Source organism: Microbacterium sp. ER1 (assembly GCF_023383675.1).
In the GTDB taxonomy this organism is placed as follows: Bacteria; Actinomycetota; Actinomycetes; order Actinomycetales; family Microbacteriaceae; genus Microbacterium.
The window spans coordinates 47,631-64,146 of record NZ_QCXO01000132.1 but is presented as its reverse complement, the minus strand read 5'-3'; the positions used below and the strand labels follow the sequence as shown (position 1 = coordinate 64,146).

Sequence of the window (16,516 nt, the reverse complement as noted above, 5' to 3'; positions counted from 1 at the left end):
TCGCCAGTTCCGGGGCGTTCTCGCACTCTGTTCGGAAGGCGGCGGTCCGAACCGTGTCAGGGCCTTCCCGAGGAGCACGACCGTCCCTACGCTGGAGCGATGTTCGCCGGTGCCTCCGTCTTCTTCCTTCTCGTCTACGTGGTCGTCCCGCTCCTCGCGCTGCTGCTCCTGTGGCTGATCATCTACTCGGCGGTCCGGGCGGCGCTGACGGCGCATCGCCGCGCCCTCGCCGCGGAGCGCACCACCGCGCCGGATACCCCCTGATCCTTCGCGTCCAGCGACCTCGCACGCCTCGCCCCTGACGCCGAGCGCAGGTGCAGAACCGCTCCTCCCGCCACCCGGCTCCGGCACGTTTCTGCCCTTACCTGCACGGGTGCCCGTCCGGGACGCCGGTGCGGGTGCAGAAACGTCCCGGGCCCCGCGAGTACCGGAAGGCTTTCGCACTTGCCAACGACGTGCGCGCCACTCTGCCCCGGTGCGAGTGCGAAAACGTCCCTGGCCTCGCCCGCTCCGGAACGTTTTCGCACTCGCCAACGGCTTACGCGCCACGCTGCCCCGGTGCGGATGCAGTAATGCCCCTCAGCTCGCCCGCCCCGGAACGTTTTCGCACTCCGCACCCGCAGGGTCCTGCACGAACGCTCCGGACTCACCCGGCACTCCACCCGCCCCAGTCGGGACGGTCCACGATGCAGAAGCGGTTCCCCTCGGGGTCTTCCATGATGATGTAGTCGGCGTCGTCGGGCCGACCGTCCCAGTGGACCTCCCGTGCTCCGAGCCCGGCGAGGCGCTCCACCTCGGCAGCCTGGTCCTCCGCGTAGATGTCGAGGTGGATGCGCGGCGGCAGCACACGCTCCGAGTGGTGCGCGTCGAGCGCGATGCACGGTGCGTCGGCGTCGCGGGGTTTGAGTACGGCCCAGTCGTCCTCCGCGGGGTCTCGTTCGACGTAGTCGAGGGCTGCCTTCCAGAATGCGGTCTGGGCCGGGAGGTCGTCCACGCGGATCACGATCGACACGATCTTCAACATGCCGCCGAGGGTACGGCGAGGGTAGGCCTCCGCGGAGGGGCTTGCGCCGCCGCGCGGGATCAGCTTCCGCAACGGGGCGGTGGGGCGATCACCGGCTCCGAGGCGCGCCGTGCTGGTCGGTGGAGGTGACGGCGACACGAGCGCCCTGGGCGACCGTGTCGGCGAGCGTCCCGACCGCAGCCCACTCCGCAGGTGTCGTGTCGGAGTGGTGTGACCGGCATCCCGCCGGAACCGACCCCGTCCGATATCGTGCGGCCATGGAGACCACATCCGAGGTGACGCACGAGACCGATGACGACGCGCGGTCGGGCATCGTGCTCGGGACCGATGAGGCCGAACGTGCGGAGCGGCGCCGGCTGGCCGCGAACCGCCTCGGATGGATCGTCGCGTGGGGCGTGTCCGTCGTCGCCCTGATCGTCGGCATCAGTCTCACGGGGGTCGGGACGGTCGAGCACATCGTCGAGTACAGCGACAGCTACGACGTCTTCACGCGAGAGGTCTGGCCCGCGGGCCTCGTGCTCCTCGGCGTGGGCGCGCTCGGCATCATCGCCACCGCCCTCGCCACCGCGGTCCTCCCGCAGAAGCGCTGACCCAGACGGAGAACGCCCCCGCCGTTCGGGTCGGCGGGGCGTCGGTTCCATGGAGTCGCGTTACTGCACGGACCAGCCTCCGTCGGAGGCGAGGATGGCGCCGTTGATGTTCACGGCGTCGTCCGAGAGCAGGAAGGTGATCGACGCGGCCAGGTGCTCGGCGGTCGCGACGGTCGGGATGGCCTGCTGGAACGGGGCGAGGCGGCCGGAGCCGTACTCGGACATGTGCGGGGGCATGGGGATTCCGGTGGCGACGCCGCCCGGGGCGACGGAGTTCACGCGGATGCCCTTCGGCCCGTACATGAAGGCGGCCGACTTGGTGACGCCGATGATGCCGTGCTTGCTGGCCGTGTAGGCGTTGCCCGAGGCGTTGCCGCGCAGGCCCGCCTCGCTCGACACGTTGAGGATCGCGCCGCGGCCGGCCTTCTCCATGACGGGGATGACCGCGCGCATGAGCTTGAACGGCGCGGTGAGGTTGATCGCGATGACGCGGTCCCACACGGCATCCGGGGTCTCGCCGGCGGGTGAGAAGTCGTCGTTGATGCCGGCGACGTTCGCGAGCCCGTCGATGCGGTCGCCCGCAGCGGCGACGACGGCGTCGATCGCGTCCTGCTTCGTCAGGTCGCCCGCGACCGTGACGATGTCGGCGTCCGGCAGCTCGGCCTTGAGGGCATCGAGCTTCTCGGCGGCGATGTCGCTGGCGATCACGCGTCCGCCTTCCCGGGCGATGCGCGAGGCGGTGGCCTTGCCGATGCCGGAGGCGGCGCCCGTGACGATGACGGTCTTGCCGACGAAGCGGCCCGCCGTGACCTTCTCGGTCCAGCCCTCGGAGGCGTCGTCCTCGGGGATCTCGCCGTTGTTCGCGGCGCGCACGAGGTCGTCGACGACCGACTGTGGGAGCTGGCCCTGGCTCATGGCGACGAGCTGCTGCAGGGGGAGTCCGAGCACGGGGGTGAGGAGCTCGGGGTCGGCACCCGTCTGCTCGAAGAGGCCACGGATGAGCGGGCCGCCGGTGGGGTCGTTCATCCAGTCGCCGATGGTGGAGTGTGCGGTGAGGGCCATGCTCTTTCTCCTTGCTCGGGTGCCGTTGTAGTTTCGCAACGGTGCGTCTACTTATGTTCCAGTGTACGCCTCTGTACGCTCGAAAGGTGCCCCGTCCTCGCAGTGAAAAGGCCCGCCAGTCCGTGCTGGAGGCGATGCGCCGCGCGCTCGCCGCAGACGGATACGAGGCCGTGACGATCGAGGGCCTCGCGGCGGAGGCGGAGGTGTCGAAGCAGACGATCTACCGGTGGTGGCCGTCGAAGGCCGCGATCCTCGGGGAAGCGCTGCTCGAGGGGGCCGTCCCTGGTTCAGATGTCGTCGTGCCGATGACGGACGACCTCGGCGCGGACCTGCGCGCATGGTTCACGGCGGTGTCCGCGGGGCTCGCTCGACCCGAGGGCGTCTCGCTCGCGCGGGCGCTCATCGAGGTGACGGCGGCCGACCCGGAGCTGGGGCTCGTCTTGAACGAGCGGCTGGCGGCGCCGATCCGGGAGTGGGTGGCGGAGCGGATCTCCCGCGGACGCACGGACGGAGACGTACGGGCCGACGTGGATGCCGCCGCGGTCGCCGACGAGTTCATCGCGATCGCCTCGTACTCCGCCCTGATCGGGCAGCCGTTGAGCGCGGAGCGGGTGGAGGAGACGGTGGTGCGGTTGCTGCGGGGGATCGCGGCGGGCTGAGTCTCTCTGACGGGATTGCTGTGCGGCGCGACGGTCGCGGTTCTCCATGCTGCACTGGCCGGACATTCCGAGTCGAGAACATCGGCTATGACCTCATATGTATGCTTTTATATGTCGCATGACACAGCGAACGCGATCCCGCGGCATCGGGTCGGGGTCGGCGAGTGTGTGGTGGCCGTGGGTGAGGAACTGCTAGAGGTAGACATCATGCTTTTTGTCGCGGTGGGCGTAGCTCTTCTCCTCTGGGGGGCGTTGGTGGGGCGGGTCGGCACGAAGCTCGGCACTCTTCTCGCCATCGTTCCCGTTCTGGTGTGGTTCGGGGTCCTGGCGTGGTTCGGCTCGTCGGGCGACCTCGACAGCCCGGCCGGAGATGCGCTACCGGTGTACCTCGTGATCGGGCTCCTTGCCTTTACGATCGGCGTCAACCTCACCAATCGCTCCGTGTCCGTGCGCAATTCACGACGGAGGCCATGACCCGGTCGGTGTGCGATGCCGACGACGAGTGTGGCGGTGACGTCTTGACGGTGCCGCCGGCCGCGGTCTTACCTGCGCGGGCTGAGAAGTGGCCCTCCGCCACCTGGAAGCGGACCAGCCCGCGAGACCGCCACATCTCGACCAAGGAGACGGTGGTGCGCTTGTTGCGGGGGATCGCGGCGTGACTAGTCCGCGGTCGGGCTGAACCGGAGCACGTTCGTCTCCCGCTTGCGGAACCCGACGGACTCGTACAGCCGCAGTGCAGACTCCCGGGACGGGCGGGAGGTGAGATCGAGCGTCCGGAGTCCGCGCTCTTGCGCGAGCTGCGTCACGTGCCCCAGGAGGAGTCGTGCGATGCCGCGCCCTCGTTCCGCCTCGTCGACCACGACATCTTCGACGTGCCCGCGGAGCCCGGTCAGGGAAGGTGCAGTCACGAGAGTGGCGGTGCCGACGATGCGCCCAGAGTCACGCGCCACCAGGAGATCCGTCGCCTCGTGTGCGATGACCGCCTCGGTGCGGGCGCGATCGAACTCGGCCGACGCGGAAAGCTGCGTCAGGAGAGACGCCAATGCAGCGGCATCGGTGTCAGTGAGACTCTGCAGCGACTCGACGATCAGGGGCGGTTGGTCCATGTCGGTACAGTAGTCCGGCCGTGGCTCATGTCGTGGGCCCGGGCGTCGAGGAATGCCGGCGCGCGTTGCGATATCGCTTCATCATCGCGCCGAACCACACTGCGGCGCCCGTCGCCGCAGTCGCTTCGAGCGCCGGAGCGAGCTGCGGCACAGAACCCGCTCCCACGAGCACCGTGAGGAACCAGCCCCAGACGCACAGGGTCGCGATGAGATGGCTTCGCGGGCGTGTGATGGTTGAGAACCACGTGACGGGCTTCATCGACTGTTCTCTCCCATCAGATCAACTGCCCGCCTGTGACCAATTTAAGACCTCATACGACGACGTATGCAATATATTCGACGGAACCGCCGAGGAGCATGCAGAGCGCTAAGATCCAGGCATGGATGCGTCGCTCTTCAGCTGGACCGGCTTCGCCATCACGGCAGCGGTCGCGGTCGTGATCCTCGTACTCGCGTTCCCTTTCGTCCGCGCGGTGTCGCGAGTGATCGCGCGACATCGGAATCGCGGCCGAGGGCGCGTGCCGTCCGCACCTCGACGCCCGTCCGGGAGCTGAGCGCGACCTGCCTCACGCCGTCGGCTCATGCGCGGGTGCTGCCGTGGGGGCTGCTGCCCGCCCATCCGTGAACCGCGCCTGCGCGCGATCATGGCGTCGCGGCACCGGAACGTGTTCCGTCGCGGCCGCGAGGCCCATGCGCTTCGTCGAGACGTACACGCTCTCGGCGGTGTCGACGAGAAACGTCTCGTGCCACACGCCGACCGCTCCCGGAGCCCTGCGGGCGGCGCGGTTGAAGGCGGTCCACGCCGGACGATGCTGCTGATCTGGGTTCGAGGCATAGGCGTAGAGCTTGTCGACGGACGACCAGAACTGCACGACGTAGGGCCCGCCCGACCCGAGGAGGAGCTGGTAGCCGAGCAGGCCGGAGTCGGGCGCGGTGCTGAGCTCGCGCAACATGCGCGGCATGGCGACGAACGCCGGCAGCCACAGGTCGGGGCGCCACCATCGGTTGATCTGCATCCCGATGTGGAACACGACGAGCTCGCCCTCGTGGTGGTGGGTCATGCGGCCCGTGACGACTTTCGACATGGCGACTCCTCGCATGGATAGCGATGCTATCCATGATAGATAGCGCTACTATCGAAGTCAAGAGGTGGCCATGAGGATTTCCGAGCTGTCAGCGCAGACCGGCGTGACCGTGCCGACGATCAAGTACTACCTGCGCGAGGGGCTGCTGCCCGAGGGAGAGCGCACCTCCGCGACACAGGCTCTGTACGGCGAGAAGCATGTCGAGCGGCTGCGCGTGATCCGGGCGCTCCTCGACGCGGGCGTGAGTATCGCCGAGACGCGACGGGTGGTCGCGGCGCTGGATGATCCGCCGGAGAGTGCGCACGAGCTGCTGGGGACCGCGCATGCCGCGATCACCCCGCCGGTGGATGAGTCTTTGGACCTCGCCGGCGCCGAGGCGCTCGCCGCCCAGCTCGGGTGGAAGCCGGGGATGTGTGACCCCGCGGTGCTGCATGCGGTCGGGCGAGCCTTGCAGGGGTTGGAGAGCGTCGGGTTCACGGTGCCGGATGAGGTGATGAAGGAGTACCTCGCGAGTGCGCGGCGGATCGCGGATGCTGAGATCGCCGGGGTGCCGGAGGAGTCGGCGGAGGCGGCGGTGCGGTACGTGGTGCTGGGGTCGGTGTTGGTGGAGCCGTTGCTGCTGGCGTTGCGGCGGGCGGCGCAGCAGGTGAGCTCGGGGGAGCGGTTCAGGGGCGCGGAGGACTGAATGGGAGATCTCCCGAAGGTCCGCTCCTACCGCGACTGTGAGCCGGCAACCGATCTCGCCGCTAGAACGCGCCACCGCCTGGCTCTTGGGCCACAACTCCCCGGCGAAGGGCCGCCAATCGGCGCACCTGGGGGCTCAGCTCTCGACGAAGGTCGCCGAGATACTCCGCGTAGTGATCTGGATAGGCGGCGCTGAGCTCGAGGTACCGGTTACAAGAACGAGTCATCTCCGAAAGGGGCGCTTGTAGTGAGTCCACCTGTCGAACGCGGTCGCGAGTCGCACGAATCTCCGTGCGCATCGACGCTACGCTCGCGTTGGCCCTGGCGAAGTCTGGCGACTGCTCGGCGCCAGGTATCACCGGCTCGGGTCCCTCGGCTATTGCTCGTCGACGGTGAAGCTCGCCGATGAGGGACTGAATTGCGCGCTTCTCATCGACCCGAATCTTCATCACATAGGTGATGAGTGCGATCATCACTGTGAACACAGCCCCGATGAGTGCAACGACGACGTCCGGGATGAGGGATTCCCACATGACCACACCTTGGCAGACCTTCCCGCAGATCGCACCATCGGCGGGCCAGTACACGTGGCGGACCGCATCTGGTTTGCGGAGGCGCCCGGTCACCGTAGGCCGGCTGCGCCTCTCGCTTGAACGCCCGACCTGATTGTTGCTCCGATCCGCGCCGGGCGAGGGCAACCGGCTGCTCGCAGCGAGCGCCTAACGAATCGAGTATCTCGGGTTCCGACGATCACCAATCGGTAGGATTGACGAAGGCGGGCCCCGCATCATCGGAGCGGCGGGTGGGAGCCGTGCTGTGCCGGCTACCCCAATGAGCCATGCGTGAGAGTAGGACACCCATATGGCGAGACTCAGCCTCAAGGCCGTCGAAGAGCGCGTCGTTCCCCTGGCGGGCCGCGAGACCTATGACCGAGAGTTCATTTTCGATCTGCTGCTTGCCTACGGAAAGCCCCAGGGCAACGTCACGAGGTTGCGCAACGGTTCGCTGAACGTCGCGGTCGACCCCTCGACTGAGGTCGCTCAGAAGAACGTCGTCTACTTCAAGGAGACGACCGGCGATCCGCTTGAAGTCATCGAGGATCTCAAGTCGACCCCCGCGGTGGTCCGCTTCAGCACGCGGTTCGTCATCGTCACGGATTACGTCGAGCTTGTCGCCCACGACATCAAGACGAATGAAACAATCGGTTTCCCGATCCGCGAGATCGACCAGCACTTCACCTTTTTCCTGCCGTGGGCCGGCATGGAGAAGGCACAGTACGTCGCTGAGTCTCATGCCGACGTCAAGGCCGCCGAGCGTATGGGCAAGCTCTTCGACGAACTCCTGCAGGGCAACCCCGGCATCTTCGACGACGAGCGCGGTCGTCATTCGCTCAACATCTTCTTCACCCGTCTGTTGTTCTGTTTCTTCGCCGAGGACACGGGCATCTTCGGCGACAACCAGTTCACGAACGCGATCGGATCCCAAACCCAGTCCGACGGCTCTGACCTCGCTGAGTTCCTGACCGACCTGTTCAAGGCACTCGATACAGAGAACGCGGCTGACAAGCCCAAGCACCTCGCCGAGTTCCCCTACGTGAACGGCCGGTTGTTCACCGTCAAGGACGATCAGGTCGTGCCGCGCTTCACGAAGCAGGCGCGAGACGAGCTCATCGCCTCAGGCACGCTCATCTGGCGCGACATCAATCCCGACATCTTCGGCTCGATGTTCCAGGCGATCGTGACGCCGGGCAAGCGCAGCGACCTCGGGCAGCACTACACCTCGGTGCCTAACATCCTGAAGACGATCGAACCGCTCTTTCTTGATGACCTGAAGACCGAGCTCAACGAAGCTCAAGACAGCGAGCGGCGGCTGATGCGTCTGCTGGACCGCGTCTCGGATATCAAGGTGTTCGACCCGGCGTTTATGCGCAAGTCGGGTGTCTCACGAGACATCGGAACGCACGGCATGGGTCGGCGCGGTCGCGCGGCGCGATCAGTCCGCTACCCATTCCTCAAGTGCGCGGAACAAAGGTTCATTCCTGTAGGAACCGACTATCTGCATCGCCATGAGAAGGGCGCCTTCGACTGCCTCTCGCGTTGACAGACCCGCTTGAGTTCGGAGCGCATTTCCGTATGCGCACAGCAGCAGCTCCCCAACATCGTGTCCGTACGCGAATGATCGCGGGTCGTCGCCTTGCGGCCGCGGATAGTCGGCCGCTTCCCCTCGGATACTGGCCGCGACCGTGGCGGTGACATCAAAGTCCTCAAGTAGCCGTGGAGACCGACGGAAACCTGAGGTATATCGGGGCTTGGGTAGGTGTTCGTTTTGGAGACGTACAGCGAAGAGCTCCCGGAGCGCGTAGGTCAAACTTGGGAGCAGCTCAGAGGCTTCGGGTAACCGACCTCCGAAGCTAAGGAGGTTAGCCCGGTTCAGAGTCGCTTCCTGAACCGCATAACTCTCAATAGCTGGGAAATCAGTCCACAGAAGCGTCGCGTAGTTGTGCTCGTCGACTTGATGGCCGCAGTCGCGGTCAGCGACGGATCGCATATCGACCTGGCTTTCCGCAGCTCGAAGGGCTACGTAGATTGCACGTGATCGTTGACCATCGTTGAGGCGCAGTGCCTCGAGTTCGTCGAAACCAATCTCGATATTGTCTACGTGCGTTACAACCACCCTCTCTCCATGCGCGATGTCGAGAGCCCAAGCTCTGAAGAAGCGCGCATCGCTTGCTCCTTCAACTACGAGGTGGCGTTTCGACGTCAACGAGATCTCGAGGAGAAGCTCCGCCAGGTTGAGGCGAGGCGTGTGGGTCACGGCTCTTCGCTCGGTTGGACAATGTCTTCCCGTGCCACCGCGCCCATGATCTGGACGGAATGCGAAGCAATTAGGAACTGAACGCCGCCGGAGTGGCTGCACCGCAATAACTCCGACAACAAGTCGCGCTGCCACTCGAGTCCGAGGGAAAGCTCTGGCTCATCGACGATGACGAGCTGGTTTTCACTTGTCGCGAGCACAGCCTGCGAGAGAAGTAATAGAAGGTGCCGCTCGCCACTTGAGAGACTTTCCGGGTGGAGGTTCTTGCTGTCTCTGCCGAGAAGTCGGATGCCGCGCGTCGCAGTGAATTCAAGCTCCTTCCGATCCAGGAATCTATTCACGCCCTTCACGTACGTGTCAATCAGCTGGTAAGCGGGCTCCAGTGAGCTGATCTGGTCGGACAGGCTGTCCAAGTATGGTTTGAGTATCAGGTGGACGGTCGGTAGTTGGCGATTGTTGGCTCGCACGCCTGCCACTTGCGAGTTGATGTCTCGAAGCTGGCGCATTGAGAGCAACTGGTACTGCTCTAGCGGTGTGCCTTTTTCAAGCAATGAAGTGATTTGCTCTTCGAGGGCGAGACGGGCCTCACTCGCGGTTAGTTCACTAGATCCCTGCAGAGTGGTGCGGGTGATCTCACCGTACGTCCCGGTCTGCTCGCTCTCACGCGACAAGCCAACAAGGGCGGATTGCGTGAGCATTCGTTCGACGGTTTCTAGTAGACGGCTTACCGAGCCGATACGGCGCCTGTGTCCACTAAGACCTCCTACATCTGCTCGCGCGGTCTCACGCCCCTCATCAACCGGCGCGGCGAGTCGGTCATCACCGATGAAGACTGCGCCGGTCGACAACTGCGAAACCACATCGGAGTATCCGGAGTAGTCTTCGCGTTCGTCGAGTACACGACGGTATAGCCGTCCTGCGAAATCGGCAGGATCCATCTTGATGGTGATCGGTGCTTCATCGGCGCGAAGGCGGGCGGAGGCTGCAAACGAACCTACAAGATGTTGTGCGCGTTCGATGAGAATCGATCCTCCGCCAACGAACGTGATCTCGAGCCTTCTGAGCGGAATCTCGATCAGAGCCTGGAGAGCATCCGGCGAAGCGGTGAGGGCAGCGTGCACGGCACGAAGGAAATTCGTCTTGCCGCGACCATTGGGCGCGTAGATCAAGCGCATGCGCTCATCATCAGACGATCCCGGGAACTCGACCTCGTACGCGAACTCCCCGAGGACTCGGTCAGCTCGGATCGAGCGCACTAGCGTCTGTGACTCAGTCATCGGACTCCTACCTTTCAAACCCAGAGCTCGGGTCGAACTTGAGCACGCGCGCGTTCTCGGAGATCGTGCGCACCTCGCCCTCCTCGAAGCCCTCGCTCTTGCTCGCCTGGATGTCGATCGTGATCTCGAGCTTCGCACCGGCGCCGGCAAGGCGGTCGATGATCTCACGAGTCACGTTTCCAATGTCGCGCGAGTAACGGTCTGGGTCGACGGTGACGGTGCCGAAGTAGCGGCTGGGCCGGCGCTCGGAAGCGACGTGATCACTCGGGTCCTGAGACGTGTCCTCAATAGGTTCATCAGCGATGACAAAGTCCACGGGCCCGAGGTTTGTGCCGCCTTCCTCGGCTGCACGCCTGGCGGCCTCTCGTACCGCGGAGACGCGATCGGCAGATGCCTGCTCATCCGCCTTGTTCCAGTCCACCAGGAGAGTGCTGTCGGTCACCTGGATGGCGGTGTTGTGTGCTGGCGGAACGATCAGCCCGCGGTAGCGGCCCGCTTCGGTGTCCTTTGCCGTCGCGATTGCGAACTTCTCGCCGTCGACGAGCACCGCGTTGAGTGCGCGTTCGAGCGCGGAGTCGAGAGTCGCCCGTTTCGCGAGGCGCGGCAGGTAGACGTATCGGGTGAAGTAGCCCCACAGTTCGCCGACGCTGATCTCGCCTTTGTCGCGCCACAACTGTCCAAGCTCTTGGTGCAGCGTGGCGCCGAGGATCGGCGCACCGAGTTCCGTCACGAGTTGATCGTCGCGGGAGAGCTTCGCGGAGACACGTTCAGCGAGCGAGCGGCCGCCCGAGTCGGGCACTTTGTCTGTGATCAGCTCGAAAGGTTTAGTTGCGTCGAACTGCTCGGGGTAGACCGCCCAGACGAAAGCGTCGCGGATCCGATCTGACACGGTTCGATCGAGGCGCGTGACCCAGTCATCAGTCTGCTTGCGCTGCTGCGTCGACAAGTTGAGGCTATCGCTGGTTGCCTGGACACGCTTCCACGCAAGGAAGCTGCGGGCAGCGGCCTCGAGGCTCTCCAGTTCGCTCTTGTCAGCGACGAGGAACACGAGCGTGTTGCGATGAACACGTTGGCTGGCGCCCTTGGTCTCGACAGCGTCCCGCACCCACTGGTGGGTCGACGAGTCGACGCCGTCGGACTTCCGTCGCGAGTGGCGAGGGTGGACGATGACCAACCGCGCGTCTTCGAGATCAGGGATGTCGGCGCTCGATGCTGGCGCGACGTGCACACGATCGAACACACCGCGCGCGCGTTCCTCGCTGTGGAGTCGTACAGTTATCTCGTTCCACACCGTCTCGACGTCCTCACGGAGTCGCTCCGCATAGTCGTTTGCAGTCTTCGTCACCGACGGCTGAGTGTCGAACCAATAGTGGCCTTGTTCTTCGTAGAAATACGTCGAGCGCTGCGCAAGCAGCTCGATCGCGCTGCCGAAGTTGCCGAGCGTGTCCCCGGGCATGGCAGTGCCCAGCCAGACGTACTGCTTGTCGAGGCCCTTTCGTGACGCCTTGATCCGCGGAGCGGCTCCCATAAAGATCGTTCGCGCGATCCGCTGAGTCACGAACCGCTGACCGAGGTTGGGGCGATCCAGGTCGATCTGCTGCGCCATCGACCCTGGGCCGTCGATATCGGAGTCGATGATCGGCTTCCACTGGTCCTCGAGGTACTGGGTGAGATCAGTGTTGACCGTCGTCGCCTCCAGCGGAACGTTCCCGGGGAGGATCAGAGGGGAGGTGTCATTGGATGCCCAGAGCTCGTGCACGATCGACGACACGAGCTTCAGCACGCCGCGGGTGCGCTGGAAGCGCTCCAAAGTGGACCAGTCCTCGTACAAGCGATCCAGCAGCTCGGGGTGCAGCGGATACGACGCACGGATGCGCTGCTCGTAGTCGTCACTCGGCGCCACGGCATCCCGCGGAAACAGGGCAGTGTTGCTCCGGTACAGCGTGACGAAGCTGCGCGCCACGGCGGAGATCGTAGTGAGGCCCTCCGCGTTCGGCGCCTGGAAGAGACGGCGGCGGACGATCTCGAAGGACTCGTCCTTACTCGACGGCCGCCACTGGTCCGCGACGCGACGGATCACGTTCTGCAGGCGCTCCAGGGCGAGCTGCCCGTTGGCACCGCCGATCTCAATGTCGCTGCCGCTACCTGCATCGCCAGTGTCTGATGCCGGGATCGAAACGACGAGCATCGCTCCTGGCACAGACCTGACGACCTCGGTCAATGACTGCGCGAACGTGAATTGCGTTTCGAACGAACCCGAAGGAAGCTCTTTGTCGGTGACCAGCTGCCGCGCGTACGCGACCCACTCGTCGATGAGGATCAGCGCCGGCGAGTACTTCGCGATCAGCGTCCGCAGGGCTTCGCCCGGGTTTGTTCCGGCTTGGTCGTCCTCCGCGATGAGGTCGTACGCTTCGCGGCCGCCGAGTTGCCAGGCGAGTTCACCCCAGAGCGTTCGGACCTCGGTTCCGTCGTCCTTGATGAGCGGTGATCCTGCCTTCAAGTACGTTCCGACCAGCGCGACGCGCTTCACTCCCAGTGCTGCAAGATCTGGGTTCCCAGTGGCAGCGATGAGTTCCTGCAACTCCTGCGGGAAGTCCTTCGCGGGCGTGCCACTGAACAGATGGTACAGCGCGAGCATCGAGTGGGTCTTGCCGCCACCGAAGTTGGTCTGCAGGTTGACGACCGGACTCGCGTTCCCGTCCCCGCCACCCACGCGCCGGAGCGCGCGCGACAGCAGATCCCGCAGACCTTCCGTGAGGTACGTGCGGGTGAAGAACTCGACTGGGTCGCCGTACTCGGGGCTCGTCGCCTGGCCTGTTCGCACGAGATGCAGGTCTGCCGCGAACTCGGATGCCGTGAACTCGCCCCGTGCCACATCATCGTGCGGGCGGATTACCTCGCGCCAAGGCCGCAGACCCGAACCCGGGTCGAGGGCCACCGTCGTCCGCTTGACCTGCTTGCGCGTCTGATCCTCGAACACCGTGCGCTGCAGGTCGACCCGGAGCTTGCGAACGTCCTCGGCTGAGTCCACCGCGCCGACGGCATGGAGCAGACGCTCGATCGTGTCGAGCGCGCGCGCCGCGTCATCAGAACTGAACGGCTCGTTGTGCGCCCACAGGTTGCGCGTCTCGCGCAGTTCGGAGCCGAACCCCTGCTGCGCCCGCGACAGCACATCCTTGAACCGGTAGCCCTGCTCGGTGATTGCGCGAAGCTGGACCTGGACATCGTGCTTCGTCAGCGTTCGGACCGGTCCTCCCCGACGCTGTGCGTCTTCTTGCGCCCACGCGGCAGGCCATTTCGACGTGCCGTAGGCGGCACTCATCACCTCGTCGACCGAATCGAGCAGACCCTCCGACAACAGGTCGAAGGCCTTGCCTACTCGGTCACGGTTGTTCATCGCCATCGCACTCAGTCCCCATCCTCATCGAAATCGAACGTCTGTTGAACCGAGCGCGGCGAACCAAAGTGCTTCCGTGCCTGCTCATTCACGTCACCCCACGCACTCACCAATCCGTTGAAGAGAATCGCGTCCTTGGTGTCGCGCTTCTTCTCCGCCTCATGGAAGAGCAGAAAACCCAGCTCCTTCACTGCGTCGAGATTCACCCGTGTCTGCACCGACGGGAGCAGGTCGGCAACCTGGTCGGCACCGTGCTTGGCCATGACCGCGGCGAGACGCACAGTCGCCTCCCAGACGCTGACGCGCTCATCTGCGCCCACATCCCATTCGTCCTCGAGTTGAGTGGGAGAGAGGAGGCGTGCTCGCCCGCCCCTTGCCTCCAAAATTCCACCGCGCTCTAGCGCTCCGATCGACGTGTCCGACGACCTGGCGAGCTGGTCGGCGATGCCGGAGTTCTCCTGCCCCCAGCCGTACTGGCGATACCACTTGATCGCGAAACGGGTGTCGGCGTCGAAGTCGGATTCCTGGTCGCCGATGACCTCGTCGAGTGTCGAGTTCACTAATACGAGCGCGTCCCGGACACTCATGTCCGAGCCGTCGGCCTCACGCACGCGGACATAGCGTGAGAATACGGCGATACCCGGACCGATCGCCGCCTGGGCAAGGTCAACGGGAGCGATAGCTCCCTGCATGAGGGTGCGCAGCGCTTCGGGCAGTTCAGATCTCAGCGCCGCGACAAATGCGCGACGGGTGGTAGTCGGCGCGGCTTCCGGTCGCGGTCGGCAAGCGAGAACGATCGATGACGCAAGCGCGTTCGTGCCTCTCGCGATCATGCGGTTGCTAAGTTCGCTACGCATGGGCCAGGTAGCGGTGATCTCCCAGCCGGCCTCGATTAGGCCGTCGAGCAACGTATGCCAACCCGTTGAAGAGATCTCGGAGTCGCGGGTGTCCTGTTGTTTATACGCGTAGTACACCGTCAGCGGTACGGAAAGGTTCGCCTCAGCGCGGATCGCGCCGAATACGGAGTTGAACCCATCAATGAAGAACTTCGCCGCACCCGCCCGCCCGTCGTGACGATAAGGGTTTGCGACCAGCTCCTCGGCCTTTGGCGTGAGCATCGTGCTCACGGTCGTGCTGTGGATGCCCCGTAGTGTGCGTCTGAGCCAGACATAGAAGAAATCAGAAAGATCCGAGTACCCGATGTTGTCGTAGTACGGAGGATCTGTTGATACGACCACGCCAGCATAACCACGCGTCGAGGCATCCGCCTGGGTCGCGAGGCCCGTAGCCCCGAACGCCGGGAGATTTTCGATAGCCTTCGGTAGGAACTTGATCGTCCCGTCCCATCCGCCAGCGGAGTGGGAGAAGACGTTCGACTCTGCGAAATCCCAAACCATTGGAATTGCCTGTCGAGCGAACAGATGGCCCACCTGCTCTTTCCCCGCGTCCGGACGCCACTGGCAAAACGCGTTGTTGAAGTTCGCCATCTTGCTGACGACAAATCCGAGATACGTCGCAACGGCGTCGGCGTATGCTTCGGCGCCTGTGCCGTCGGCTTCTAGGGGAATGCCGTGCGGTAGCCCCGCGGCAAGGCCGTCAGCGAGCACCTTCGAGCGAACGTCTGATACCAGATCGCTCAGCGTTGTAAGCGCCGTAAGCTGCCGACGGGTGAATAGGTCGGCCCAAGTCGTCCGACCATAGTTCGGCGTCTTGAAGTCACGAGGGTTCTTTGGTAGATCCCCTTCCGGAACGTCCAGAGGAAGCGGAACGTCGGCGGCGCTGCGATGCTGCTCGTTGGGGGTGACGTAGACGCGACCCCGCACGCCTTCACCGACGACAGCGATCAAGTGGACGCCCATGCGGCCGGCTCGGCCTTCCTGTCGGATGTAGTCCAGCGACATCGGCGTGCCGTCGCTGATCGCGATAGCGCCCTTGCGCCCGATCGTACCGTCTTCATCGCCCCGCGGGCCGTTCGCATCATGGCGGACTTCGTATTGAATCTTCCCGCCAACTACTGAAGCGTGGACCCAGGCTTCTTTGCCCTTCTTCTTCCCAAGCCACCAGGAGCGAACCAACGGGACCTCGATCGGGTTTGCGGGATTCGGGCTTCGAACGGTGCGAGCCCAGATCCATGCGACCACGGTGTGTTCCGTGCCGCCGTCCGCCCTGACTTTCGGGTACAGATGGCCGATACGCGCGGCTGCTTCATTTCGCATCCATTCTCCGTACCGCCGCACATCTTCGGCGAGGCCCTCAGCACGACTCCAGCTTGTTCGTGTACCCGACGCCCCAAGGAACACCGGTGGGCGCCCGGCGAATTTTGGAGGGATCTCGATCTGGGCCTTATTGATGAGCACAGCCAGCGGATTCAAGTCGCTCGCGTGGGCTTCAAGCCCAAGGCGCTGAGCCTCCAGAGGGATCGCGCCGCCGCCAGCAAACGGGTCAAGTACGGCAGGCAACTCACCGCCGTTGGACTTGCGAATCTCGTTGCGTGCTTGTTCGAGGAGCGTTTCGTCATTGCTGTTTTCCCAGACGACGAGCTTCTCGATGAGCGCGTGGAGTCGGGTTCGCTCAGCGTCCTGAGCCTCGACCGTCGGGAACTCCTCAGGCCGCGATGCCGGGTCGTCGACGAGCTGCGCAAATAGCACGGCGCGTGCGGCAGCGAGCGGTCGCCTCGCCCAGTACAGGTGCAGCGTCGAGGGGTGGCCGTGCCGGATTGACTTTTCGCGAGACGCTTCTGCATTAATGGTCTCAAGCGGAAGCGATGTTTCGATGAGTTTCTTCTTGTACGGTGCGGTCATTGCGCGTCTTTCGGGCG

At 64.6% G+C, this 16,516-nt stretch carries 14 protein-coding genes; 6 read left to right on the top strand and 8 right to left on the bottom strand.

The window, feature by feature from the left end:
- The first annotated feature begins 99 nt into the window (after positions 1 to 99).
- On the top strand, positions 100 to 264 hold the full coding sequence (locus tag BV453_RS07475; protein WP_157544407.1) for a hypothetical protein: 165 nt from the start codon (positions 100 to 102) through the stop codon (positions 262 to 264).
- Positions 265 to 646: 382 nt separating this feature from the next.
- On the opposite strand, the gene BV453_RS07470 is transcribed toward BV453_RS07475, so the two are convergent.
- On the bottom strand, positions 647 to 1,024 hold the full coding sequence (locus BV453_RS07470; protein ID WP_025104098.1) for a VOC family protein: 378 nt from the start codon (positions 1,022 to 1,024) through the stop codon (positions 647 to 649).
- 257 nt (positions 1,025 to 1,281) lie between these two features.
- Between BV453_RS07470 and BV453_RS07465 the strand changes: the two genes are divergently transcribed.
- Complete coding sequence (locus BV453_RS07465) at positions 1,282 to 1,614, top strand: hypothetical protein (protein WP_249521268.1); 333 nt, start codon at positions 1,282 to 1,284, stop codon at positions 1,612 to 1,614.
- Positions 1,615 to 1,674: 60 nt separating this feature from the next.
- Here the strand turns inward: BV453_RS07465 and BV453_RS07460 are convergent, their stop codons facing one another.
- Entirely contained in the window at positions 1,675 to 2,676 is a 1,002-nt protein-coding gene (locus BV453_RS07460; RefSeq protein ID WP_249521267.1) for an SDR family NAD(P)-dependent oxidoreductase, read from the bottom strand.
- An 86-nt stretch (positions 2,677 to 2,762) separates the two neighbouring features.
- Here BV453_RS07460 and BV453_RS07455 point away from each other — a divergent pair, with 86 nt between their 5' ends.
- Both BV453_RS07455 and BV453_RS07450 read left to right on the top strand, forming a co-directional pair.
- Positions 2,763 to 3,335 (top strand): TetR/AcrR family transcriptional regulator, encoded by a 573-nt coding sequence (locus tag BV453_RS07455; RefSeq protein ID WP_249521266.1) that lies wholly within the window; start codon positions 2,763 to 2,765, stop codon positions 3,333 to 3,335.
- Positions 3,336 to 3,446: 111 nt separating this feature from the next.
- On the top strand, positions 3,447 to 3,809 hold the full coding sequence (locus BV453_RS07450) for a hypothetical protein (protein ID WP_249521265.1): 363 nt from the start codon (positions 3,447 to 3,449) through the stop codon (positions 3,807 to 3,809).
- Positions 3,810 to 3,994: 185 nt separating this feature from the next.
- On the opposite strand, the gene BV453_RS07445 is transcribed toward BV453_RS07450, so the two are convergent.
- Together BV453_RS07445 and BV453_RS07440 are read right to left on the bottom strand one after the other, a co-directional pair.
- Positions 3,995 to 4,441, bottom strand: a complete 447-nt coding sequence (locus BV453_RS07445) for a GNAT family N-acetyltransferase (protein ID WP_249521264.1) — start codon at positions 4,439 to 4,441, stop codon at positions 3,995 to 3,997.
- 566 nt (positions 4,442 to 5,007) lie between these two features.
- Entirely contained in the window at positions 5,008 to 5,526 is a 519-nt protein-coding gene (locus BV453_RS07440) for a monooxygenase family protein (protein ID WP_249521263.1), read from the bottom strand.
- Between the two features lie 70 nt (positions 5,527 to 5,596).
- Between BV453_RS07440 and BV453_RS07435 the strand changes: the two genes are divergently transcribed.
- Positions 5,597 to 6,211: a MerR family transcriptional regulator gene (locus BV453_RS07435; RefSeq protein WP_249521262.1), complete on the top strand. Its 615-nt coding sequence runs from the start codon at positions 5,597 to 5,599 to the stop codon at positions 6,209 to 6,211.
- Between the two features lie 61 nt (positions 6,212 to 6,272).
- Here the strand turns inward: BV453_RS07435 and BV453_RS07430 are convergent, their stop codons facing one another.
- Entirely contained in the window at positions 6,273 to 6,743 is a 471-nt protein-coding gene (locus BV453_RS07430; RefSeq protein ID WP_249521261.1) for a hypothetical protein, read from the bottom strand.
- A 328-nt stretch (positions 6,744 to 7,071) separates the two neighbouring features.
- Here BV453_RS07430 and BV453_RS07425 point away from each other — a divergent pair, with 328 nt between their 5' ends.
- Positions 7,072 to 8,310 (top strand): type IIL restriction-modification enzyme MmeI, encoded by a 1,239-nt coding sequence (locus BV453_RS07425; protein WP_249521260.1) that lies wholly within the window; start codon positions 7,072 to 7,074, stop codon positions 8,308 to 8,310.
- Positions 8,311 to 9,020: 710 nt separating this feature from the next.
- On the opposite strand, the gene BV453_RS07420 is transcribed toward BV453_RS07425, so the two are convergent.
- From BV453_RS07420 to BV453_RS07410, 3 genes are all read right to left on the bottom strand, one after another.
- Complete coding sequence (locus BV453_RS07420) at positions 9,021 to 10,199, bottom strand: AAA family ATPase (RefSeq protein WP_249521259.1); 1,179 nt, start codon at positions 10,197 to 10,199, stop codon at positions 9,021 to 9,023.
- Positions 10,200 to 10,308: 109 nt separating this feature from the next.
- A complete protein-coding gene (locus BV453_RS07415) occupies positions 10,309 to 13,704 on the bottom strand; it encodes a DUF499 domain-containing protein (protein WP_249521258.1) in 3,396 nt (1,131 codons plus the stop codon).
- Between the two features lie 5 nt (positions 13,705 to 13,709).
- Positions 13,710 to 16,499, bottom strand: a complete 2,790-nt coding sequence (locus BV453_RS07410; protein WP_249521257.1) for a DUF1156 domain-containing protein — start codon at positions 16,497 to 16,499, stop codon at positions 13,710 to 13,712.
- Positions 16,500 to 16,516 lie beyond the last annotated feature (17 nt).

What these genes read in the sequence shown, in the direction of transcription:
- BV453_RS07475 (WP_157544407.1), top strand. Translation starts at nt 100, where the DNA reads ATGTTCGCCGGTGCCTCCGTCTTCTTCCTTCTCGTCTACGTGGTCGTC.
- BV453_RS07470 (WP_025104098.1), bottom strand. Translation starts at nt 1,024, where the DNA reads ATGTTGAAGATCGTGTCGATCGTGATCCGCGTGGACGACCTCCCGGCC.
- BV453_RS07465 (WP_249521268.1), top strand. Translation starts at nt 1,282, where the DNA reads ATGGAGACCACATCCGAGGTGACGCACGAGACCGATGACGACGCGCGG.
- BV453_RS07460 (WP_249521267.1), bottom strand. Translation starts at nt 2,676, where the DNA reads ATGGCCCTCACCGCACACTCCACCATCGGCGACTGGATGAACGACCCC.
- BV453_RS07450 (WP_249521265.1), top strand. Translation starts at nt 3,447, where the DNA reads ATGTCGCATGACACAGCGAACGCGATCCCGCGGCATCGGGTCGGGGTC.
- BV453_RS07445 (WP_249521264.1), bottom strand. Translation starts at nt 4,441, where the DNA reads ATGGACCAACCGCCCCTGATCGTCGAGTCGCTGCAGAGTCTCACTGAC.
- BV453_RS07440 (WP_249521263.1), bottom strand. Translation starts at nt 5,526, where the DNA reads ATGTCGAAAGTCGTCACGGGCCGCATGACCCACCACCACGAGGGCGAG.
- BV453_RS07435 (WP_249521262.1), top strand. Translation starts at nt 5,597, where the DNA reads ATGAGGATTTCCGAGCTGTCAGCGCAGACCGGCGTGACCGTGCCGACG.
- BV453_RS07430 (WP_249521261.1), bottom strand. Translation starts at nt 6,743, where the DNA reads ATGTGGGAATCCCTCATCCCGGACGTCGTCGTTGCACTCATCGGGGCT.
- BV453_RS07425 (WP_249521260.1), top strand. Translation starts at nt 7,072, where the DNA reads ATGGCGAGACTCAGCCTCAAGGCCGTCGAAGAGCGCGTCGTTCCCCTG.
- BV453_RS07420 (WP_249521259.1), bottom strand. Translation starts at nt 10,199, where the DNA reads ATGCGCTTGATCTACGCGCCCAATGGTCGCGGCAAGACGAATTTCCTT.
- BV453_RS07415 (WP_249521258.1), bottom strand. Translation starts at nt 13,704, where the DNA reads ATGGCGATGAACAACCGTGACCGAGTAGGCAAGGCCTTCGACCTGTTG.
- BV453_RS07410 (WP_249521257.1), bottom strand. Translation starts at nt 16,499, where the DNA reads ATGACCGCACCGTACAAGAAGAAACTCATCGAAACATCGCTTCCGCTT.